The organism is Thermosipho sp. 1074 (assembly GCF_001999655.1).
Lineage (GTDB): Bacteria > Thermotogota > Thermotogae > Thermotogales > Fervidobacteriaceae > Thermosipho > Thermosipho affectus.
In genome coordinates this window covers 132003-154514 of sequence record NZ_LBEX01000004.1, presented here as the reverse complement: position 1 = coordinate 154514, position 22512 = coordinate 132003, and the positions used below count along the sequence as shown (strand labels likewise).

Genomic DNA, 22512 nt, shown 5'->3' with positions numbered 1-22512 from the left:
AGGGTTTTTAAATGGACCTATATTTTGTTAAGGTAAAAGGTAGAAGTAAGGCTACTGCTGAAGTTTTTTTGGGATATCTGTTTGGAAAAGTAAATAACGTGCCTGAATTTGATTTTTTAATGGTACCGCTTAGGTTTTCAGAAAGACTTGATGATGTAGATTTAAAAGCCAATATATTGGATTTTAGAGAAAATTTTGAAAAGTTGAAAAATGAACTTCTTCTAGATTCCGTGGTGGAAGATTTAACTTTGTCTTTTAACTCGTTTTTAAATACAATCTTTAACAAAAGGGGAAAAATAGCACTTGGAATAGAGTTAACAACATCGGTAAAAGAGAACGATATTGAGTTGTTAAAAGTTATTCTCTCAAATGTTTTAGAAGAATGGTCTCCAAAGGCTGATATAGAAGTTGTTGCTGAAGGGTTAACGCTTGAAGAGTATTCGGCGTACAATATAATGGATTTAAAAGAAGACTACGAGGAAACGATAATAAGGAAGTTGTATGAACGTACGGATTTAAAAGAATTGCCAGAATTTTTCCCAGTAATTGATCCTATTAACGGAGAATCTATTGTAAATTTTGATATTGGAGATGCAATTTATGTTGTTCCTGTAACATTTGGAAAAATTGAAGAAAAATTGAAAAATGCGTTTCCTAAGAATTTTTCGGATGATGGAAAGGTGTTACCTTTTCAAGGCAAGATAATTTCAAAAGAGCTAGTGCCCACAAGAAAAGGAACGCTTTATTTGTGTAAAATAGATTTGGGAAATGAAATTTATGGAAAGTTTATAATAAGCCCAACTTTTAAAATTTTATTTGATGAACAAATAATTATAGAAAAAGAAAAAAACAAAGAAAAAACAAAGCAAAAACCAAAGGTAAAAGTTGTAAAGCCCGCAAATTTAAACATGCCTTCTGGTTCTGAGATATTTTGGGCATTTATAACAACAATGATGTTTTCTGGACTTTTGATTATTATATTGTATTTTCTAAAAATACTGTAGAGGTGAGTGGATGAATTTTGTTAAAATAAACAAAGAAAATTACGAGGAGTGTGCAAAATTCATATACAATGAAAAGAAAGATTATTTTGATTATTTATTTAAGATGAATGCCTTTGAGATAATTAAAAAGGCATTGCTTTTTTCTATACCTCCGTTTTTAATGCAAAATTCGTTAGTTTGTGAGGAAAATGGAGAAGTATTAGGTGTGTTGTTGTATGCACCTAAAGATGCGTTTAGGCATAGATATGAAAAGTGGGTTAAAATACTGGGGCTTAAAGTATTGGGGACAGGCATGAAACTTGCGTCTGTTATTGGACAGATACTTTTAAATTTTACCGTGGATGATGTGTATATAATTTCTCTTTCTGGAAAGGATATTTCGATTGAATATGAACTTTTGTATAATTTTATAAATTCGCATGATTACTCAAGAATTCTGGTGGATGTTACAGAGAACTTATTGAATAAGTATAAAACAATGAACTTTTTAGAGGAAAAGAAAATAAATAATCGGTTAATTCGTATGACTAAAAAGTCAAAGATGAAGCATTGTAGCGGATTGGGATGGGATACACATCCGATAGTGAAGGGAAGGCAGTTAATATTAGGTGGTATTAAGATAGATGCGGGATTTGGTTTAAATGGACATTCAGACGGAGATGTAATTGTACATAGTATAATTGATTCTTTGCTTGGAGTATCGTTAAAAAAGGATATAGGAGTGTTATTTCCTGAGACAACAGTTCCAGAAGGGATAAGTAGTGTGTATATGCTAGAGAAGGTGTTAAATGCTATAAATCAAAAGGGTTATTTTCCCGAAAATATCGATTGTGTAGTTATAACGGATTTTAAACTAGGAAGTTATAGAGATAAAATATCAAAGAACTTGGAAAAACTTGTAAGGTGTCCTGTAAGTCTAAAGTTTAAAACGGGTAATGGAGTTTATCCAGAAAGAAATCTAAATGCTATAACTGCTATTTGTGTTAGTAACATAATTTCAATATAGAGGTGATAAAATGAGAAAGTTTCTACTTTTTGCTTTTTTAATGTTTTCGTTGTTTTCATTTTCAGAGATGTATAGTATAAAAATAGGTGAAACGCTCCTTGGGACTTCAGTGTTAAACGAAAAAGGGGATGTATATACCACTAAGACCATTATTGACTATGGCATGTTGTACACGATAGATTCTACAACTGTTTTTGTTGACAATTTATTTAAAGATTACATAGTTACTTTTACAGTTGATGGAAGTTATACGGGAAGGATAATTGGTAAGTACAATGGTAAAGTTGCAAAATTTATTTTTGAAACTTTGCAAAGTTCATACACGTATACTTTAAATAAAGAAAATTTATTTATAATGGATAATAATTTTGTATTGTCACATTTAAAAAGGATATTGGATTTTCCAAGCCCTTACTTTAATGTAGTTATTCCACAGCTTTTGTTTAATCCTTCAAAGACGGAATATGCTGTTGAGAATGTATCATTGAAGAAAAAAGGTGAGATATTTGAGTTGAGTTTTAGAGATGAAAGTATCAAGATAACATACCATATGGGAAATATAACTAGGATAGAGTATCCAGGGCATGTAGTGGTGGAGCTGATAGATTGAAAGTTTCAGATTATTTAAGGGAATACAACATTAAACTGTTAAAGAGTTTGGGACAGAATTTTTTGACAAATCAAAAAATAGCAAAAGAGATTGTTGAAAAAGCGGAAATTGATGAAAAAGATGTAGTTTTGGAAATTGGACCAGGGGCTGGGACCTTAACAGAATATCTTGTTTTGACTGGTGCAAAGATTATTGCCGTTGAAGTAGATAAAAGATTGATACCAATTCTAGAAAGGTTTAATAAGTTTGATAATATTCAAATAGTTTTTCAAGATTTTTTAAAGTTTGATCTTTCAATTCTTCCGAAAGATTTTAAGGTTGTTGCAAATATACCTTATTCTATAACAGGTATGATTTTAAAAAAAATTTTGTTTTCTCGCTTTTCAAGGGCGGTGTTAATGGTGCAAAAGGAGGTAGGAGAACGTTTACTTGCACCACCAAGATCAGATAGAAGCTTTTTGTCTGTTGTTGTACAAAATTTTACCGTAGCAAAGAAATTACTGAATGTATCTAAAGGAAATTTTATACCGCAACCTAAAGTTGATAGTGTAGTTTTGGATTTAAAAAGAAAAAAAGACTTTAAATACGATATTGGGGAGTTTTGGAATTTTGTTTCAAGGTGTTTTGAAGCAAAGAGGAAGACTTTGCACAACAATTTAAAGAAAATTACTGATATAGGGTGTTTTTCAGAATTTGATTTAAAAAGAAGACCTCAAGAATTGGAAAACGAAGAATTTTTAGAGCTATTTGAAAGATTTAAAGGATGCAAATAGCATCCTTTTTTATTAAAAAGGAGGGAACATATGAAAATCCTATTTTTAGGGACACCTGATTTTGCAAGAACTCATTTGGAATATCTAATTGAAAATGGTTTTAATATAGTTGCCGTAATTTCTCAACCTGATAAACCAAAGGGAAGGGGAAAGAAGATTTCCTTTACACCGGTAAAAGAAATAGCATTAAAGTACAATATCCCGGTTTTCCAACCAAAGAGTTTGAATAAAGAAGGATTAAAAATTATAGAGGAATTTAAACCTGATGTAGGCGTAGTTGTTGCGTATGGTAAATTATTAAAACCTCCATTTTTAGATGCATTGGAGTTTTTTAATGTACATGCGTCTTTGCTCCCAAAATATAGGGGTGCTGCTCCTATACAAAGGGCTTTGGAAAACGGGGAAAAAGTTACTGGTATTACTATTTTCAAAATAGGAGAAGGTATGGATGATGGGCCCATAGCCCTTAAGGGAAAAGTGAATATTGGTAATTTTGAAACTTTTGGAGAATTGTATTTAAAGCTTTTGAATGTTGGTAAGAAGTTACTTGTAGAATTCTTAAAGAATTATCCACTAAATCTTACTCCTCAAGAAGGAGAAGTTTCATTTGCACCGAAGATATCAAAAGAGGACTTGGTGTTAGATTTTTCAAGGCATTTTTGTAAGGTAAAAGATAAAATTCGTGCGTATGATCCATTACCTGGTGTAAAAGTGGATTTTAACGGTAATTTTGTAAAGTTATTTGGTGTTGTTGATTGTATAAAAGAAAATACTAAAGAGTATGGTAAAGTGGTTGCAATAGATAAAGAAGGTGCTTTGATATCTTGTGAAGGTGGATATGTAAAGATAAAGTATATACAATTTCCAGGGAAAAAAAAGATGACATTTTACGATGCAAAAAACGGTGGATTAATCAAAGAAGGTGAATATTTTGGTGGTTAATATCGTAGGAGGAGGCCTTGCAGGAGTTGAAGTTGCGTGGAAGTTGTTAAAAAAAGGTATAAAGGTTAGAATTTTTGAACAAAAACCGAAGAAATTTTCACCGGTTCATAGGAGTGAATATTTTGCAGAGTTAGTGTGTAGTAATTCCCTAAAATCAGAGAGTTTGAAGAATGCCGAAGGAATATTAAAGGCAGAAATGAGGTTATTGGATTCTTTGGTTTTAGAATGTGCGTATAAAAATAGGGTGCCTGCAGGTAAAGCCTTGGCTGTAGATAGGGAGGCATTTTCAAAATGTATAACTGATGCAATAACTTCATTTGATAACGTAGAGATAATTAGAGAAGAAGTGGAAGAAATAAAAATAAATGATGAAATATGGGTAGTTGCAACAGGTCCTACTACAGATGGAATTTTTGCAAATTGGCTTTCAAATTTAACAGGAGGTTTTCTAAATTTTTTTGACGCAGTTGCACCTATTATCTCTGGAGAGAGTATAAACTTTGACAAATGTTTTTTTGCAGATAGATATGGTCAAGGTACAAAGGATTATGTTAATTGTCCTATGACAAAAGAAGAATACGAAAGGTTTTATACAGAACTTGTTAATGCTCAAATGATTGAAATGAAGGATTTTGATAGAAAGTTATTATTCGAAAGATGCCAACCAATTGAAGAAATAGCAAAAAGTGGTGAAAAATCACTGATTTTTGGTCCATTAAAACCTGTGGGATTAATTGATCCGCATACTGGTAAAATGCCATATGCGGTTATACAACTTAGAAGAGAAGACGAAAATGGTAATATGTACAATTTGGTAGGATTTCAAACTAGACTAAAGTGGAAAGAACAAGAGAGGGTAATTAGATTGATTCCAGGTCTTGAAAATGCCGAAATATTGAGATATGGCGTAATGCATAGAAACACTTATATTGATTCACCAAAGGTTTTAGATGAGTATTTAAGACATAAAAAGTATGAGAATCTATTTTTTGCAGGACAGATTGTGGGGGTCGAAGGATATGTTGAATCTGCAGCAACGGGTATATATGTGGGAATAAATATTTCAAGATTTTTGGAAGGGAAAGCGCCGGTTAAGTTACCCAAAAAGACGATGCTAGGTGCCCTTTTAGATTATGTAATAACGGCAAAGAATTTAAAGCCCATGTATGCAAATTTTGGACTTGTTGATGTTAAGATGCGAAAAAAAGAAAAGAGGGAGAAATTACATGAGTTTTGCCTTGAACAAATGAGGAAGTTTGTAAATGTGTTAAAATAAAGTAGAGGTGATCTGTTTGAAATATTCGCTAATGGGATTTGGAATAAGTAACAGGGAAATTTTAAAGTATTTGCTTAAAAAAGGTGAGGAAGTTTTTGTAAGCGAAGGAAAAAAATTAAGCAAGTCCGATAGAAATTTTTTAATTGAAAATAAAGTGCCTTTTGAGGAAAATGCTCATACTGAGAATATATTAAATTGCGATAAATTAATAGTGAGCCCCGGTGTTCACTTTGATAATGTTGTAATAAGAAAGGCAATGGATTTGGGAATAGAGGTGGATACGGAGATCTCCTTTTGCCAAAAGGAATTTGAAAAAATAGGATGGCATCCATTTATTATAGCGGTAACGGGATCTGTTGGGAAGAGTACTACGGTTTCCATGATATACCATGTATTAAATAAATACAAGAGGACTCTGCTTGCTGGTAATATCGGTATACCTGTAGCTAAACTTTTAAATGATAATTTAATGGCAGATTATTTGGTTTTAGAAGTAAGTAGTTTTCAATTATTCTGGGCAAAGTACTTTAAGCCAGACGTTGCTTCTATATTGAATATATACCCAAATCATTTGAATTGGCATCCAAATATGGAGCATTACATTTCTTCAAAATTTAAGATTGCAAAGTTTCAAAGTGAAAGGGATTATTTTGTGTACAACCCAAATGATAAGTACATTTTAGATAATTTGTATAGGGTTAATGCGCAAAAAATTCCATTTGAGTTTAGTTTCAAAATGGAAGATTTGCCGGTACACCTTAGATATAAGCAGACAGTTGAAAATGTAGCTGCTGCAAAAGCTATAGTTGAAACTATGGGATTTAAATTTCAGTTTGAATTTTTGGAAGATTTTGAAAAATTACCGCATAGAATGGAATATATTACGGAAATAGATGGTGTGAAGTTTTTTAATGATTCTAAAGCAACCAATGCAATTGCCGTTATTAGGGCTATTGAGAATTTTGATAACAACTTGCACCTAATTATGGCAGGTATAGGCAAAAATGAAGATTACACTTTTCTTTCTAAAATAATAAAAGAAAAGGTGAAGACTGTTGCGCTTGTGGGCCCCATTGCCGATGATCTGATACCATATTTTAATGGAATAAACTATTTTAGGGTAAACACGATTAGTGAAGCGTTAAATAAATTGGTTGAAATTGCCCAACCAGGTGAAGTAGTTATGTTAAGTCCTGGCGGTGCAAGTTTTGATGCATTTAAAAATTTTGAGGAGCGAGGGGAATATTTTAAGCAACTTGTAATGCAGCTAAAGGAGGGAAAGAGTGAAAAACGTTAGAAACATAAGTATAATAGCACATATAGATCATGGAAAAACTACATTAAGTGATAGGATTTTAGAGCTCACCGGTGCTGTTGATGAGAGAAAGATGAGGGATCAATTTTTGGATAGTATGGATATAGAAAGGGAACGTGGGATAACAATAAAATCGCATCCTTTAAGGGTTTTCTACAAATCAAAGAAAGATGGAGAAGTTTACGAAATAAATATAGTGGATACTCCAGGACATGTGGATTTTACATATGAGGTGGATAGAAGCCTTGCAGCGGTTGAAGGAGCTATTTTGCTTGTTGATGCATCTCAAGGCGTGCAGGCCCAAACTGTGGCAAACGCTTACAAGGCGGTAGAGCACGATTTGGAAATAATCCCTGTTATTAACAAAATTGATCTGCCAAATGCGAATATTCCCGAAACAGAGCAAGAGATAGAAGATTTAATAGGTATTCCAAGTGATGAGATATTAAAGATAAGTGCAAAAGAAGGGATAGGTGTTGAAGAGGTTTTAGAAGCAATAATAGAGAAAGTACCTGCACCTTCTGGAAATCATAATGGAAAACTTTCTGCACTTATATTTGATGCAAAGTATGATAAATACAGAGGGGTAATTACGTATATTAGAGTCTTTGATGGTGAAGTAAAAAAGGGTGATAAGATAATGACTTATTCAAACAAGCAAGTATACGAAGTTGTGGAAGTTGGAGTTTTTACCCCGGAAATGACTCCAATAGATAAGTTAGAAGCAGGAGATGTTGGATATGTTATTGCTGGTATAAAAGAGGTCTCACTTGCAAAGATAGGAGACACTATTACAAATGCAAATGATCCTGTAAATACACCTCTTTCTGGATATAAAGAGGTAAAACCCATGGTTTTTGCCGGAATGTATCCAGGTGTTCCAGAGTACTATGAAGAACTGAGGAAAGCCCTCGAAAAGTTAAAATTAAACGATTCAGCCTTAACTTTTTTCCCAGATCATTCTCCGGCGTTGGGATTTGGGTTTAGGTGTGGTTTTTTGGGACTTTTACATATGGATGTGGTAAAGGAAAGGTTGGAAAGAGAATTTGAAATGACGGTGATTTTGACTGCTCCAAATGTTGAGTATAAAGTAATTTTGAAAAACGGTGAAGAATTGATAATTAACGATCCTGCAAAGTTCCCAAATGAATCGGAAATTCAAGAGGTTTATGAACCATACGTAAAACTTTCTATAATTACGCCTCCTGAATATTTGGGGAAATTAATGAATCTAGTCCAAAATGAAAAAAGAGGTACTATGATAAGTACGGAGAATGCGGGGTTTGAGAGGGTGGTTTTAAATTTTGAGGTACCGCTATCGGAGATTATTTTCGACTTTTTTGATAAAATGAAGGCTTTAAGTAGAGGTTATGCATCAATGGATTATGAACTTATTGGGTATAGAAAGAGTGAACTTGTAAAGGTTACTGTTTTGGTGAATAAAGAACCTGTTGATGCTTTATCGATAATTGCTCATAAAGATAAAGCATATGCCACTGCAAGAAAATTAGTGGATAAACTTGCAGAGCTTATTCCTCAACATCAATTTGAGATTCCAATACAAGCTAAAGCGGGAGGAAGGATAATTGCTAGATCAACTATAAAGGCTTTGAGAAAAGATGTGCTTGCCAAGTGTTATGGTGGAGATGTAACAAGAAAAATGAAACTTTTGCAGAAACAAAAGGAAGGAAAGAAGAGATTAAGAGAGATTGGTAATGTTTCTATTCCGCAAGAGGCGTTCCTTGCACTTTTGAAGGTTGGGAAAGATGAAACTAAGTAGTTTGGTGTTTTTACTTTTCACCATTGTTGTCTTGTCAGTAGAAGTGTATTTTACGGAATTTTGTGATTTAACAGATGTAGTGGTTAATTTTGTAAACAATTCAAGGCAATTTTTGTACATTTCATCGTTTAGTATAGATAAAAATGAAGTGATAGATGCAATAAACAAATTGTATAAAAAAGGTGTAGATGTAAGGGTGATTTTGGAAGTACCGAATGCAAAGTTAGAGAGTCCAGTGTTGAAAGATTATGAAAGTTCCTTGCACCATGCAAAGTTTATGGTAAATGAAAATGGAGTTTTGTTTGGTTCTGCAAATTTTACCGAAAGTGGCTTGGTTGAAGGATTTAACGATATGTTGTTTTTTGATAATTATGTTATTGAGTTTAAAAAATTATTTTTGAAACTTTGGAATGAAGGGGTTATAATTAGTTTAGATGATTTTTTGGTGGTAGGATACGATGATGTGGAAAGAATTTTGTTAAAATTAATGCAAGGTGCAAGAAAAAGGATATATTTGTGTGTGTATGCGTTTACTAATCCAAATGTTTTGGCAATGTTGAAGTATAAAGAATCAAAAGGTGTGGATGTGAAAATAATTACAGATAGTTGGTTTGAAAGGTATGCACTTTTTGATTATCCGTACAGGTTTATAAAGATTATTAAAGATAGAATGTTGCATCATAAGTTTGTGATAGTGGATAATTACGTTTTTTTGGGTTCTGCAAATTTTACTAGAAATGGTTTAAATAGAAACTACGAAATATGTTATATTTCAAAAACTTTAACTAAGAAGTATTTAGAAGTTTTTAACTTTTTGTGGAGGAGAAAAAGTGGAAACTAAAGTCTTAAAGATAGAATCATCGGTTGAAATAAACATTTCATATCCTTGTAAGGTGATTAGAACAGGAGGGTTAGTTGCCTTTCCAACTGAGACAGTCTATGGTTTGGGAGCAAGTGTTTTTAATGAAAAGGCAGTTGATAGAATTTTTGAAGTTAAGGGACGTGCAAAAGATAATCCTTTAATAGTTCATGTTAATTCTGTTGATATGTTGTATAAAATAGGAAAAGTAGACGAAAAATATAGGACTATAATTGAGGATATAACTCCTGGACCTATTACTTTTGTTGTAAAAAAAAGGATGCAGCTTCCAGATAATGTAACTGCTGGACTTGAAACAGTGGGAATTAGAATTCCCGCACATCCTGTTGCTGAGAAACTTTGTTTATGTGCTGGGCCAATTGCCGCACCTAGTGCAAACCTTTCGGGAAAACCCAGCCCTACCGATGCGAATGCCGTTATTGAGGATTTATACGGGAGAGTAGAATGTATAATTGATGCAGGAGAAACACCATTTGGAATTGAATCAACGATAATAGATCTTACTGGGGATAGACCTGTGATTTTGAGACCTGGGCCTGTTACAATCGAAAAGTTAGAAGAGATTTTTGGAGAAATTGTTGTACCTGATTTTGTTAGAGATGCAAGGGCTGTTACAAACCCGAAGGCTCCTGGTATGAAGTATAGACATTATGCTCCTGAAAAGCCCGTTTATATTTTTGGTTTGAGTATTAGAGAAAAGATAAAAAAGTTTGTGGAGAAAGAAAATGGTGTTATTTTATGTCCAGTGGATCATAAAGATTTTTATCCACGTGATAGGGTAATTGTATTGGGAACCCTTGAAAATCCATACACGATAGCTCAAAATTTGTTTAGGATTTTGAGGGAATTTGATAAAACTAAATTTAATGTTGCATATGTTGAAAAACTTGAAGAAAAAGGAATATTATTTTCGGTGATGAATAGATTAAAGAAAGCCGGTATGGAGGTGCAGTTATGAGGTGGAGATCTACAACGGTGGTATGTGTAAGAAAAGGTGATTCTGTAGTGATGGTATCAGATGGACAGGTTACGTATGGAAGTACTATAATGAAGGGAAATGCAAAGAAAGTGAGGAAAATGGGTGATGGAAATGTTTTAGCGGGATTTGCAGGATCAGTGGCGGATGCAATGGCACTTTTTGATAGATTTGAGACAAAGTATAGAGAATGGGGAGGAAATTTATTAAAAGCAGCAGTGGAACTTGCGAAGGACTGGAGAACTGATAGGGTGCTACGAAGATTAGAAGCTCTACTTTTAGTTGCTGATAAAAAATATACCTTTATAATTTCTGGTACAGGGGAGGTAATTCAACCAGAAGATGATATTGCTTCTATAGGTTCTGGTTCACCTTATGCCATGGCTGCGGGAAGGGCTCTTTTAAGACATACGGATTTGTCAGCTAAGGAAATTGCGCTTGAGTCTATAAAAATTGCGAGTGAAATTTGTATCTATACAAATAATAATTTTACAGTCGAGGAGTTGTAAAATGCCGGTAAGTTTTTTGGAAATTGATATAAAACTTTTTGGCATAAATTCTCTAAAGGAAAAGCGCTCTATTGTTAAAAGACTTCTTAGTGAAATAAGGTCAAAGTATAATATTTCTGCAATTGAATTGGCTAATCAAAATTCAAAAGAAATTTTAACCTTAGGAATAGCATTTGTTAGTTTAGATAAGTCGTCTACCTTTAGAACTCAAGAGTCTCTGATAGAATATTTGGAGAGAAAATACACGGTTGAAAATGTTTACAAGGAGGTGTATGATTGATAACGAATTACGATTTGGATGAGGTAAATAAAATAGTGCAAATTTTGGTAAATAAAGAAAGGTTACCGCATGTATTAGGAACGGCAAAATTTGCCTCTACCCTTGCGAAAATACATGGATTAGATACAAGGATTGCAGAATTCTTGGGTTATATTCACGATGTGTTCAGAGATTTACCAGAGGAAAAATTGTTAAAAATGTCAAAGGCGTATGGAATAGATATAACTTTAGAAGACAGGATGCATCCTATTTTGTTACACGGGAAGATTGCCGCAGAATACATTAAATTTAGATTTAGAATTGTTGATGAAGATATTTTAAACGCCGTTAGATATCATACTTCCGGATTTAAAAGTTTTGGAGTGTATGGGAAACTGCTTTTTCTTGCAGATTCATTGGAAGAGACAAGAAATTATCCAAAGGTTTCTTATTTAAGAGAAGTTGCCTATAAAGATTTGAATATGGCTTTTTTTGAAGTTATGAAAAATAAGATAATGTATGCACTTTCTAGAAATTTGTTCATTTTAAAGGAGAGTGTTGAATGTTGGAATTATTTGATAAGTAAAAGAAAAGGAGGATTAAAATGAGAAGGAGAAGGAGAAATTCAGTGGGAATTTGGATTACGCTTTTGATAGTCTTTGTATTGTTGGTTATTTTTGGATTTTTCTTTTGGAAAGTATTTACCGTGAAAAATAGTCCAGAGTTTAATGGTGAAACAAAAACTCAATATTTGTTTATTGATAAAGAAAATAGTGAAGGTTATTATATAGTGGTGGATAAAACCATGAGGATGGTGAATATAATTAAGGTAAAAAATCACATGTATCACCCTGAATTTAGCAAAGAGATAAATTTTTCAAGTCCAGTGTTATCCTTGGAAATCTTGAAAGATATGTTTAATACAAATGCAGTGTATAGTTATTATGCAATATTGGAATCAGGGAGAGTATTGGAACTTTCTAAGAAATATGGATTTAATTCTACAAATTTTGGAGAGTTTTTGCAAAGAATGACTTCTAGAGGTTTGAAATTGTTTGATTATTTTACATTAGATAATGTGGTGAAAATATTTAGACCTGAAACAACTTTGACGAAGCCTGCTTTGGCTAAGTTATTTGATGCTTTGGGTAAATTTAGTGTGAGAATAAGGGAACTTCCAACTATTACGAAGTCATCAATAAAGATAAAGGTTGGGGATAAGACATTGGAAAGGTTGTACATTGATTTAGAAAAATTAAATCAGTTGAAAAACGAAATAGGGGGATAAATTATGAAAAAAACAGTTATTTTATTAATGATAGTTTCTATATCTTTGTTTGCAATTGAGTTTTATGGAAGTTGGAATTTTACATTCGATGGAACTGATAATAGCTTTTATTCAATAGGTATTGGTTTTCCTATTTCTATGAACAACAATACGGAATTTGGTTTTTCTATGCAATGTCTGATGAATAGTTTTTCATTTGAAAATTATGGAAAATACATTAGAAAAACTTCCTTTGGAGAATTTGCTATATACGGAAAAGGTGGAGCGATACTTGGTTTTTCCCTTGATTCACTTGGATATGTGGTTTTAGCAGGAGTAAGGTATTATTTTAAAAACTTTTTTGTCTCATTTTCTTATTCTGTTTTGTACGTAAAAGCGGAAAAAATTCAAACGATACCTATTGAAATAGGATATAGGTTTTAAAGAGGAGGAAAAGTCTTGGTTAAAGAAGGAGATAAAGTCTTATTATACGGGGAAGATGGTAGTAAGATTATTATAACGGTGGAAAAGGGAAAGAAAAAAGGTACACATTTAGGACATGTTAATATGGATGATTTGATAGGAAAAGAATATGGAGATCTCATTTCTTTTGGAAAAAAGGAAAGGACCTTTTATATATTACCCCCTACATATATAGATTTGATATTTAATATGAAGAGGAGAACGCAAATAGTTTATCCTAAAGATGCATCCTACATATTATTCAAATTGGATATAAAACCTGGTAGTAGAGTTATAGACACTGGTGTTGGAAGTGGCGCAATGTGTGGTGCTTTTGCAAGGATTGTGGGAAACAAAGGAAAGGTTTACGGTTATGAAAGAAGAGAGGATTTTTATAACCTTGCAAAGAAAAATTTGGAAGGCTGGAACTTGGATAAATTTGTTGAGTTAAAGTTACGAGATATTGCTCAAGGATTTGACGAAATGAATATAGATGCTTTGTTGTTAGATGTTCCCGATCCATATAACTATATCCAGCAATGTTGGCAAGCACTAAAAGGTGGAGGAAAGATAGGTATAATTTGCCCTACAACCAATCAAGTCCAACAAGTTCTCGAAAGGTTGTATGAATATCCTTTTATAGATGTTGAAGTATGGGAAAATTTAATGAGAAGGTTTAAACCAAATCCGGAGAGGCTAAGGCCTTTTGATAGGATGGTGGCACATACTACTTACCTTGTTTTTGCAACTAAGGTTTTGAGAAAAATGGGAGGTGTTTTTGGTGAATAAGAAAAATTATATTACAATTACCCTTGTTCTTATTGGTTTGTTTATAGGTTCTATTTTTTTAAGTGGAGCAACTGAAAAGACGTTTCAAGAACGTTTAACACCTCTTGCCGAAACTTTGTATTATATTTTAAATTATTATTACGATATGAACAACGTAGATGTGAACAAAGTAATTGATTTAGGTATTGATGGATTGATAAAGGGATTGGGGGATGATTTTAGTTATTATTACAACAGTGAAGTTTACAAAGAAAGAGAAATTGAGAATAAAGGTGAGTATGGAGGCTTGGGGATAGAAGTTACTTATGATCCAAAATCCATGGCGATAAAAATAATTAGTCCGATGTATGGTACTCCTGCGTGGAGAGTTGGTTTAAAGTCAGGTGATTTAATTATTAGTATAGATGGAACGCCTGTAAAGGACGTTTCATACATGGATGCAGTTAATATGATGAGAGGAGAGCCAGGCACCAAGGTAAAGCTTACAGTGTTGAGAGGAGAAGAAGTTTTAGAATTTGATATTGTTAGAGAGATAATAAAAATTACTCCTGTAAAGTATGGATTTGTTGAAACAGAGATGGGAAGAATAGGTTATGTAAGACTTACGCAATTTAATCAACCTTCTTCTAAAAAGTTAGAAGAGGCTTTGAAAAAGATATATGATAAGGGAGTTACAGCTTTAATACTAGATTTAAGGGATAATCCTGGAGGTTACTTGGATAGTGCGATAGATGTTGCAAGTATGTTCTTAGATAAAGAAAAGTTAATTGTGACGGTTGAACCAAGGGTTGGAAAAATTGAAAGATATTTGAGTGAAGGTAATAATTTCCCAAGAGTACCTATGGTTGTATTGGTTAATGGAGGTTCAGCATCGGCATCTGAAATAGTAACAGGTGCACTTAAAGAAAATAATAGAGCGGTTGTAATTGGGAAAAAGACATTTGGTAAAGGATCAGTTCAACAGGGCTTCCCATTAAGCAATGGCGGCGTTGCGTTTATTACGATAGCACACTACAAAACACCAAGCGGAAAAGATATTCATAGAGTGGGAATTGAACCTAATATATATATAACCGATGAAGCGACAAGGTTAGAACACAAAGAAGAAGTGGTGGATTATACAAAAGAGTTTACCAAGGTGGATATAGATGATCCTTATATTAAGAGGGCAATACAGTACTTTCTTGAACAAAAATGAGAATTGCATTTATTTCGCTTTTAATTTTGCTTGTTAATGTTGTTGTTTTACTTTCTTTTTTGGTTGTAAAGAACTTAAATTCGGAGATTGTAGAAATACAATCTCCACCTTTTGTCTTATTTGTTAATCCTTACTTTGATTATGTAAGAAAATTTAAAAACATGTTAATAATGCAAAAAATACTTTCCGAAAACTTGATATACGGTGATTCCCCTTTTTTAGTTGAAAGTAAAAAAGTTTTGGATAGCGTGGAATATTATTTTAAAATCTTTAAAGTAGATTATAGAAAAAAATATGTGTTAAGGAAATATTGGTGGGGGAGTATATTTTTTGAGGCTTTAATTTACGATAGATTTGTGTTTTACTATGTTCCACATATAAGAAAAGGTGAAAGTAATTTATCCTTTGGAGAAGCAGTTATCAAAGTGTTAAAGGGTGAAAGTGTGAATTTTGATGTAAAAAATAAGATTGAAGAAGAACTTTTGAAAAAATATGGGGTTGTTAAATATGATTAGAAGTATATTGGTTTTTTTTGAATTTTTGGTTGTGTATGTGCTTTCTTCATTTGTATTACATGTTGAAAAATTTACACTATCTTCTTTTGTTTTGGGATTTTTTGCGATATATTTTCTCGTCTTTAGTATAATTGCTTCTTTAGATGGAAAAAACTTTCTTTTTAATGAATTATCCCGTTTTTGGTTTTATGCATTTGTTCCGGTTTTTGTTTACCTAATATTTTTAATAAATGTGTTCTTCCATATCTCCGTAGATTCTAGATTTTCTTTTCTTTTTTGTTTTTTGATTTCAAATTTTAGAAAATTAGATTTTGAAAGTAGAAAAAAAGTTGCAATTTTAAGGCTTTTTGCGTTCTATGTGTTTATTATGGGGGTGAGATGATTGATAGAACGCCTTGGAAAGTTTTTAATAAATCATTCAAGGTTGATAATAATTGTTTTTTCGGTTTTTGGATTATTTCTTGGCGTGTATAGTCTTATAAATTTAAAGGTGAATGCAGAACTTACAGAACTTGCACCAAAAAATATAAAGGAGTTTCAAGATTTAGTTAAGTTTACAAAAGAAAAGGTGATTTCAAACACTTTGTTGATAGTCATTGAATTAAATAATGGTGTAAATGCCGGTAAACTTGCATATGAAATGAAAGATAAATTTGAAAAGACAAGTTACATTTTAAAAGCAGAGGCATTTGACAATCCGGAAAATCTTATAAAATATGGGATTTTTACCGTGGATGAGAACAGTATTGACAGTATAATTGGTTATTACAATGCAGTTGTAAATGTAGAACCACGTTCTGTGATTGATTTTAGATTTTGGAGAAATTTAGGAAGTGCAATTTCTGCGGTATCTAATTTTGCAGATGATTTTTTTTCAAGAAGTGGAATAAAAAAATATTATCTTATTTCCGATGATAAAACTCTAATGTTAATGAATTTCTCAATGGTTAAACCTGTAACGGATGTTAAATTTTTAAGTGTGGCAATCCCCAAGTTAAAGAAAATTGCCGATGATATATCTGAAAAGTTTGGTGTGAATGTACTCTTTAGTGGTTCAGCAATGAGTAATTATACGGGCAATTTACAAGTGTCAAAGGATTTTCAAATTACTACTTTGGTATCTTTAGTAGGGATTTCCATTTTGCTTTTAATTTCGTATGGGAGCACAAGTACTATGTTTTTTTTGTTATACGTTATGATTCTTGCTATGGGAACGAGTTTGGGGATAATTGTGTTTTTGTTTAAAGAGATAAATATAGTTACATCCTTTGTTAATGCAATGTTATTGGGACTTGGTATAGATTATGGAATACATATAACCGCTAAAATTCATGAAAATTTAAGATTGTATGGGAAATCATCGCAAAGTATAATTGAAGCTATTAAAGAAAATTTTATACCTTCGTTTATTTCTGCAATTACAACTTCTATTTCTTTATTTGCGCTTGCATTAAGTCCGTCTCGTCCACTAAAAGAAATGGGTATTTCTTCCGGAATAGGTGTATTGGTATTTTATACGTTTATGAATTTTTTAATTCCTGCGCTGTATTCGAGATTCTTTGACAGAATTAAAGTTCCAAAAAAAGAGTATTTTTCCAAATTTTTGGAATTAACAAGAAGGTTTAAACCTATAACTTTTTTTGTTTGGGGTGTGGTTATTGTTACGAGTTTTGGAGCATATTTTGCCTTTAAAAACTTTTCGTATACTCCTCCCGGACTTGTCCCCAAAAACTCAGAATTTAACATAGCTTTAAAACTTGCAGAGGAAAAGTTTGGAGAATTTGGAATAGGTCAGATAGTGCTGGGTGCAAGAGATTTTGAATCGTTGAAGAACATAAAGAAAAAGATAGAAAATTCAAGATATTTTTCTAACACATTTTCCATTTTATCATTTATGAATGATCCTGAGAGGTTAAAAGAAATAAGTCCGGCATTTTATTGGAAGATAAACCAGATAGTTAGTGAGCCTATACTTGATATAGTCTTTAAGAAGTATGGTTTGTACAATAGTTTAATTGAAACTTTGGGACTTTTGCAATCTGCAAAAACGTTTGAAGATGTTGTTTCTAGTATAGAAAAGGATATTCCAGCGTTGTTTTTTTACGATACAAATGGTAACAGATACTTTTTATTGTATGCAAAAGAAAAGCTCAATTTGTGGGAAAATAACAATTTAAGGAAAATATTTGATAACGAGTTAAAAAGTGAAAAGGTTTTTGGATATCCTGCATTATTTTACAAAGTTATGGTATATTTAGTTGATTCTACAAAAAATGCGGTGTACTTTGTCTTTTTGGCTATTATATTTACATTGTTTGTTGATCAAAAAAGTTTAAAAAAATCATTAAAAATAACTTTTTATGTTATATTATCCATTTTGTCTACAATTGGAATAGGATATTTGATTTTTAAAATAGAATTGACGTTTTTGAATTTACTTATTATTCCCATTTTCTTAGGAATTGGTGTGGATAGTATGGTTCATTTGTCTCACAGTGTTTTTTATGGGAAGGAAAGCATAATGAAAACGGAAAAAGCCGTTACTGTATCTGTTTTAACTACTGTTATAGCGTTTGGTAGTTTTCTGCTTGCACAAGGCGAATTGTTAAAGGAATTCGGTGAACTTGTTGTAATAGGATTGGTAGTTTCATGGTTTGTAAGTGTGTTTATTTTCTTAAATGGAGTGAATAAAAATTAGTTTGTTTTCTTTTTTATTAAAGGTATTAAAATAATTGTTCCTATTATTATTAGAAGGTAATATGAGAGGAATCTATAAAATAATACGCCTTTAATAATAGCTTCTTTATCTGTAGCAAATTCGGATAAAACATTGGTATACACTATTTCAAAGCTTCCACTAGCACCAGGTGTTGGAACCAAAAATGCCACAGCGTTTACTATGTTTGTTATGGAAAAAAACTTAAAAAAGCTTAAATTCATATTTGTAAATATTGATATGGAGTAGTAAAAAACATAACTTTGAAAAATTAATAGTAAAAACATCATTATAAAGTCCACTAATATTAACTTTTTATGTTCGTTAAATATTTTTTTTATTACCATATCAAGCTTGTGAAACCAATTTTCCAGTCTTTCAAAATTAACTATTTTTGAAAGAAAATTCCACTTCTTAAAAGTATGTAGAAGTTTTATAAATGTTTTTGGAAAAACTATTCCAAAAAGTATTGCAATTGAGGATGCAAGTGTCAGTATTAATCCTAAAAATATAATTTTATTTGAAATACCGTAAATTTTATTAGATAAAAAAACAATATAGTTTAAATCAATAAAGAACATTAATGAGATCATTTCAAATAGTCTTAGAAATACGATCTGTGTAGCATATGCTGAATCAACCCCATGCTTGTTTAAGTAGTATATTTGAAAAGGTTGACCACCCATTGAAAAAGGTGTAACTGATGAGAAATATCCCGTAACAAAACATGAGTTTATCGAAGATATTAAGTTTATTTTTTGATTTAAGGTTTTAAAAACAATATAATGCTTAATGCCGTCTAGTATAAAGCTCAGTAATACGAGAATAATTGCACATAAAAATTCTTTGTAATTAATCGAAAAAAATATCGTTTTTATTATGTTTTTGTTTAATGAAAAACTGTAAAAGAGCAAGATAACTCCGGATATAATAATGGATAAAATAATTCCTATAATAATTTTATTTTTCTTTTTCATTCTTCCTCCTGTAATATTCTTTTGTGTAATAAGTGCTGTAGGTTATCTTGTTGATATTGAAAGCCACATCTGCCCATAAATCAAAAGCTTTTTTTAAGCTTTTTAATAATCCTTCTTTTTTAAATCTTCTATTCGATGTTAGAACTAGAAGAAAAGGAGAAAATGAGACCTTACCAAGGTTGGATAATTTTTTTGCAAGACGAAAATCTTTTGATGCTAAATTATTTGTGGTATCGTATCCACCTGACTTTAGATAGCACTCTTTTTTTATTGCAAAGTTAGCGGCACCTACTATATATGTCTTTGTGAATATTTTTGAAAGAAAATCTGATGTTATGTAAAAGAGCCACACAAAAAAGTTTGAGAATTTGTTGTTTTCGATAAATAGAAAAGGTCCATAGATTGCACAAAGATTTTTCTTCTTTTTGAATTTTTTTACAATTTTTTCAAAATAATCTTTTGGATATATAGAGTCTGCATCGCATGTTATCAATATATCTCCAGCTGCATATTTGAACCCTTTTACTATTGCATTTATTGGGCCCTTTTTTTTCTCAAAAAGTACATTTTGTGTGTATTTTTTCGCAATCACTACGGATTTATCTGTACTTCCGTTATCTACAACTATAATTTCAAAATTCTTATACGTTTGATTTTTGATGCTTTTTAACGTGTTTTCAAGGCTTGTTTCTTCGTTTAAAACGGGAATTACAACAGAAATTTTCATAAGTTTCATTAAAGTTTTTCCCTCTTTACTTTATACCACTGAATTTTTTTATTAAACGGACCTATAATATAACTGTAAATTAGCACTAAGAGTTCGAAAATCATTAAAATGGGTACGTAAAAGAAAGAATAAACAAGTGAGAAAAAACCAAATTGTCTACTATCAAGAGAACTAACCCACATCAAAATAAATACTGAAATTATTAATCCTAGAACAAATTTTAACATTCCAATGTGAAAAAACATATCTAATACTATGGATATAAATGGTAAGAAAATTATAAATCCTACCAACATGTAATAGAATAAAAATGAAAAATTTCCCTCTTTTATACGTTGAAACATTTCTCTAAATCCACCTATATACCATCTTTTATGTTGTTTCCATAAATCTTTGAAATTTGTTGCAAATTGGATATTTATATAGGGATAAGTAGAATAATATTCTTTTACTTTTAGTTTTGACAATTTTGTGGCCATGCTAAAGTCATCAACTAATGTTTTCGGATCAATAGGAAGTATTTTTTCAAGAAGACTTCTTTTAAAGAAGACACCATTTCCCATAAATATCATTCTAACTATTATATTTGAATAGAAAATAGTTTTTACAAAATTGAAATAAATTTCTTGAATAATGAATACGGGTTTAAATTTGAAATTGTATGCTTCGAAGTTTGTAAAGATCATTTCCACTTTTGGATTTGAAAAGCAAAAGATATGGGATGAAATGTAATTTTTTGGAATTCTTGCATCAGCGTCTATGAATAGTATAATATCACCTTTTGCGATTTTCATTGCTTCGTTTATAGATTGTGGTTTTCCTTTTTCTCCCTTCTTTTTTATAACTTTTAAATTTTTGTATTTTGTTTCGAGTTTTTTTGCAAGCTCATATGTCTTGTCCTTAGAATTATCATCTATCACTATTATTTCAATATTCTTGTAGCTACTGTCTGCTACAGTTTTTATTGTGTTCTCAATTACCTCCTCTTCGTTATAGCATGGGATTATAACAGAAACTAGCGGATTGTAATCTGGATTTCTATTTTCGTGAAGGTAATTTGTTCTCTTTTCATTTTTGTATTTTCCATAGAGTACTATTATCAAAGAGATTAGTATATTTAATACATAAAATGCCACTGTAAACATTATATTTTCACCTCTGTACTAAAAATAAATAGTATATTGTCGTTTACTTTAAAGATGTTAAATTTAAAAAAGTTGTATACAACTAAAAGGTCAATAATATTATACATCAAATCAGTTGATTTTTCTATTTTTATACCTTGTGGTGACACATTTTCATTCCATGCATCCCAAAACCACTTCCATCTTATTTTTCCATCATCATTTACCGTACCTTTGACAAGAAAATTATATGTAAATGAAATTTTTAAATTTTCTATTTTGTAATTTCCACCCATGGAGACCATTGTTGCGTCTGGACCATATCTGAATCCAAGTGGAAAATCTGCAAGTGCCCTCCCAGGACTGTTATTGTTATCAAGATAAAAATGTCTTACGTTTATCCTTAAATACGGAAGGTAATTTGTAATATACATCCACTCGCTTGTAAAATCGTATTCAAACCAAATATTAAAATTATCAAGATTAAATTCAATACCTAAATTATATCCGTATGCATTGGGTTTGTAATCTTCTGTTTCTGTTGGGGTTATATAGTCGTCAAGTGCAAATTCTCCAAATATTTTAAGGTTTTTAAAACTATACGAAAAATCTACAGATGATAAGACGTTTGAATAGCCTTCGCCATATGTGTTGTGAAAAAACATTAGTGGATTTAAATCAATTAAATCTGGTGCTTTTCCACCTACTACGTTTAACTCACCTATTGCTATTCTAAAATCATCTAAGAAGAACTCAAATCTGTGTGCGACAATAGTTTTAAATGGTTCAAAAAAATATAAGTTTGGTGTGTGTTTTTCGTAGTAGTTTTCTTGAATGTGCTTTTCTTCTTTTGTTAGAAGTGGAAAAGAAGAAATAAAATGGTAAGTATAAGTGAAATTTTCAAATTTTTTTGAAATTGTAAGATTATCTTGGAAAGTAGTATCTGATATTGTAATGGGATATTTTGAATCCCCCCATTTAATGGGATATCTTCCGATGCCTATAAATAGATCTTTTTTTAGATATCCAAGTAAAAAGTTTTCAGGCCCGTTCATATCAAAAGATGTAAATGAAAAATTTAAGAAAGGATCTTTAATTTTTACAGTTGTTTCTTTGGAAAATGGTACATTGGTATAGAGCACAAAATTATTATTTTGAAATAAAATCTCAAAATTTAGATAGGGAGGGATTTTTTCAAAGATATAGAATCCGCTTTCTGCAGGATTTAAAGCCCTTCCAGGTCCATCGCCTTTTAGAATATAACTTTTCTGCCAGTTTCCAAACGCATAACTTAGGTTTATTTGTAACCCATTTTCTAAATTTTCGATATAGTTTGTGGTAAAAAATGAAAATTTTGAAAATGCAACTATAGAAATCAATTGAAGAATTAATATTATCTTTTTCATA

General features: G+C 31.4%; 24 protein-coding genes. 20 read left to right on the top strand and 4 right to left on the bottom strand.

What is annotated here, in order from left to right; genetic code table 11:
• Positions 1–11: 11 nt before the first annotated feature.
• Genes XO08_RS02315 through XO08_RS02220 form a run of 20 tightly spaced genes read left to right on the top strand, consistent with a single transcriptional unit; the run spans position 12 to position 18259 of the window.
• A complete protein-coding gene (locus XO08_RS02315; RefSeq protein WP_075665452.1) occupies positions 12–1004 on the top strand; it encodes a DUF4899 domain-containing protein in 993 nt (330 codons plus the stop codon).
• A 10-nt stretch (positions 1005–1014) separates the two neighbouring features.
• Positions 1015–2010: a 2-C-methyl-D-erythritol 2,4-cyclodiphosphate synthase gene (locus XO08_RS02310; RefSeq protein WP_075665451.1), complete on the top strand. Its 996-nt coding sequence runs from the start codon at positions 1015–1017 to the stop codon at positions 2008–2010.
• A 10-nt stretch (positions 2011–2020) separates the two neighbouring features.
• Positions 2021–2620 (top strand): hypothetical protein, encoded by a 600-nt coding sequence (locus tag XO08_RS02305; RefSeq protein ID WP_077287160.1) that lies wholly within the window; start codon positions 2021–2023, stop codon positions 2618–2620.
• On the top strand, positions 2617–3393 hold the full coding sequence (gene rsmA, locus XO08_RS02300) for a 16S rRNA (adenine(1518)-N(6)/adenine(1519)-N(6))-dimethyltransferase RsmA (RefSeq protein ID WP_075665449.1): 777 nt from the start codon (positions 2617–2619) through the stop codon (positions 3391–3393). Before XO08_RS02305 ends, rsmA begins: the two co-directional genes overlap by 4 nt.
• 30 nt (positions 3394–3423) lie before the next feature.
• Entirely contained in the window at positions 3424–4335 is a 912-nt protein-coding gene (gene fmt / locus XO08_RS02295; protein ID WP_075665448.1) for a methionyl-tRNA formyltransferase, read from the top strand.
• Positions 4325–5611: a methylenetetrahydrofolate--tRNA-(uracil(54)-C(5))-methyltransferase (FADH(2)-oxidizing) TrmFO gene (gene trmFO, locus XO08_RS02290; protein WP_075665447.1), complete on the top strand. Its 1287-nt coding sequence runs from the start codon at positions 4325–4327 to the stop codon at positions 5609–5611. The genes fmt and trmFO overlap by 11 nt, the downstream gene beginning before the upstream one ends.
• Before the next feature lie 16 nt (positions 5612–5627).
• On the top strand, positions 5628–6908 hold the full coding sequence (gene murD, locus XO08_RS02285; protein WP_075665446.1) for a UDP-N-acetylmuramoyl-L-alanine--D-glutamate ligase: 1281 nt from the start codon (positions 5628–5630) through the stop codon (positions 6906–6908).
• Positions 6895–8706, top strand: a complete 1812-nt coding sequence (lepA, locus tag XO08_RS02280; protein WP_075665445.1) for a translation elongation factor 4 — start codon at positions 6895–6897, stop codon at positions 8704–8706. The genes murD and lepA overlap by 14 nt, the downstream gene beginning before the upstream one ends.
• Positions 8693–9547, top strand: a complete 855-nt coding sequence (locus XO08_RS02275) for a phospholipase D-like domain-containing protein (RefSeq protein ID WP_075665444.1) — start codon at positions 8693–8695, stop codon at positions 9545–9547. The genes lepA and XO08_RS02275 overlap by 14 nt, the downstream gene beginning before the upstream one ends.
• Positions 9537–10544 (top strand): L-threonylcarbamoyladenylate synthase, encoded by a 1008-nt coding sequence (locus XO08_RS02270; protein ID WP_075665443.1) that lies wholly within the window; start codon positions 9537–9539, stop codon positions 10542–10544. The genes XO08_RS02275 and XO08_RS02270 overlap by 11 nt, the downstream gene beginning before the upstream one ends.
• The gene (gene hslV, locus XO08_RS02265) at positions 10541–11071 is read left to right on the top strand and encodes an ATP-dependent protease subunit HslV (RefSeq protein WP_075665442.1); all 531 of its coding nucleotides are present in this window, start codon (positions 10541–10543) and stop codon (positions 11069–11071) included. Before XO08_RS02270 ends, hslV begins: the two co-directional genes overlap by 4 nt.
• 1 nt (position 11072) lies before the next feature.
• Entirely contained in the window at positions 11073–11351 is a 279-nt protein-coding gene (locus tag XO08_RS02260) for a DUF503 domain-containing protein (RefSeq protein WP_075665441.1), read from the top strand.
• Entirely contained in the window at positions 11348–11938 is a 591-nt protein-coding gene (gene yqeK, locus XO08_RS02255; RefSeq protein WP_075665440.1) for a bis(5'-nucleosyl)-tetraphosphatase (symmetrical) YqeK, read from the top strand. The genes XO08_RS02260 and yqeK overlap by 4 nt, the downstream gene beginning before the upstream one ends.
• Entirely contained in the window at positions 11935–12618 is a 684-nt protein-coding gene (locus XO08_RS02250) for a hypothetical protein (RefSeq protein ID WP_075665439.1), read from the top strand. Before yqeK ends, XO08_RS02250 begins: the two co-directional genes overlap by 4 nt.
• A gap of 3 nt (positions 12619–12621) precedes the next feature.
• Entirely contained in the window at positions 12622–13041 is a 420-nt protein-coding gene (locus XO08_RS02245; RefSeq protein ID WP_075665438.1) for a hypothetical protein, read from the top strand.
• A 15-nt stretch (positions 13042–13056) separates the two neighbouring features.
• Positions 13057–13848 (top strand): tRNA (adenine-N1)-methyltransferase, encoded by a 792-nt coding sequence (locus tag XO08_RS02240; RefSeq protein WP_075665437.1) that lies wholly within the window; start codon positions 13057–13059, stop codon positions 13846–13848.
• The gene (locus tag XO08_RS02235) at positions 13841–15046 is read left to right on the top strand and encodes a S41 family peptidase (protein ID WP_075665436.1); all 1206 of its coding nucleotides are present in this window, start codon (positions 13841–13843) and stop codon (positions 15044–15046) included. Before XO08_RS02240 ends, XO08_RS02235 begins: the two co-directional genes overlap by 8 nt.
• On the top strand, positions 15043–15561 hold the full coding sequence (locus XO08_RS02230) for a hypothetical protein (protein WP_075665435.1): 519 nt from the start codon (positions 15043–15045) through the stop codon (positions 15559–15561). The genes XO08_RS02235 and XO08_RS02230 overlap by 4 nt, the downstream gene beginning before the upstream one ends.
• Positions 15554–15943 carry a hypothetical protein gene (locus XO08_RS02225; protein ID WP_075665434.1) on the top strand — a complete coding sequence of 130 codons (390 nt, stop codon included), beginning with the start codon at positions 15554–15556 and terminating at the stop codon, positions 15941–15943. Before XO08_RS02230 ends, XO08_RS02225 begins: the two co-directional genes overlap by 8 nt.
• On the top strand, positions 15944–18259 hold the full coding sequence (locus XO08_RS02220) for an RND family transporter (protein WP_077287158.1): 2316 nt from the start codon (positions 15944–15946) through the stop codon (positions 18257–18259).
• Here the strand turns inward: XO08_RS02220 and XO08_RS02215 are convergent.
• From XO08_RS02215 to XO08_RS02200, 4 genes are read right to left on the bottom strand one after another with little or no spacing between them, the layout of a single operon-like run.
• Positions 18256–19254, bottom strand: a complete 999-nt coding sequence (locus XO08_RS02215; protein ID WP_075665432.1) for a lysylphosphatidylglycerol synthase transmembrane domain-containing protein — start codon at positions 19252–19254, stop codon at positions 18256–18258. The two genes, XO08_RS02220 and XO08_RS02215, sit on opposite strands and share 4 nt — an antisense overlap.
• Positions 19238–19990: a glycosyltransferase family 2 protein gene (locus tag XO08_RS02210; RefSeq protein ID WP_232218210.1), complete on the bottom strand. Its 753-nt coding sequence runs from the start codon at positions 19988–19990 to the stop codon at positions 19238–19240. Before XO08_RS02210 ends, XO08_RS02215 begins: the two co-directional genes overlap by 17 nt.
• On the bottom strand, positions 19990–21126 hold the full coding sequence (locus XO08_RS02205; protein ID WP_232218209.1) for a glycosyltransferase family 2 protein: 1137 nt from the start codon (positions 21124–21126) through the stop codon (positions 19990–19992). Before XO08_RS02205 ends, XO08_RS02210 begins: the two co-directional genes overlap by 1 nt.
• Complete coding sequence (locus XO08_RS02200; RefSeq protein ID WP_075665430.1) at positions 21126–22511, bottom strand: hypothetical protein; 1386 nt, start codon at positions 22509–22511, stop codon at positions 21126–21128. Before XO08_RS02200 ends, XO08_RS02205 begins: the two co-directional genes overlap by 1 nt.
• Position 22512: the final 1 nt, after the last annotated feature.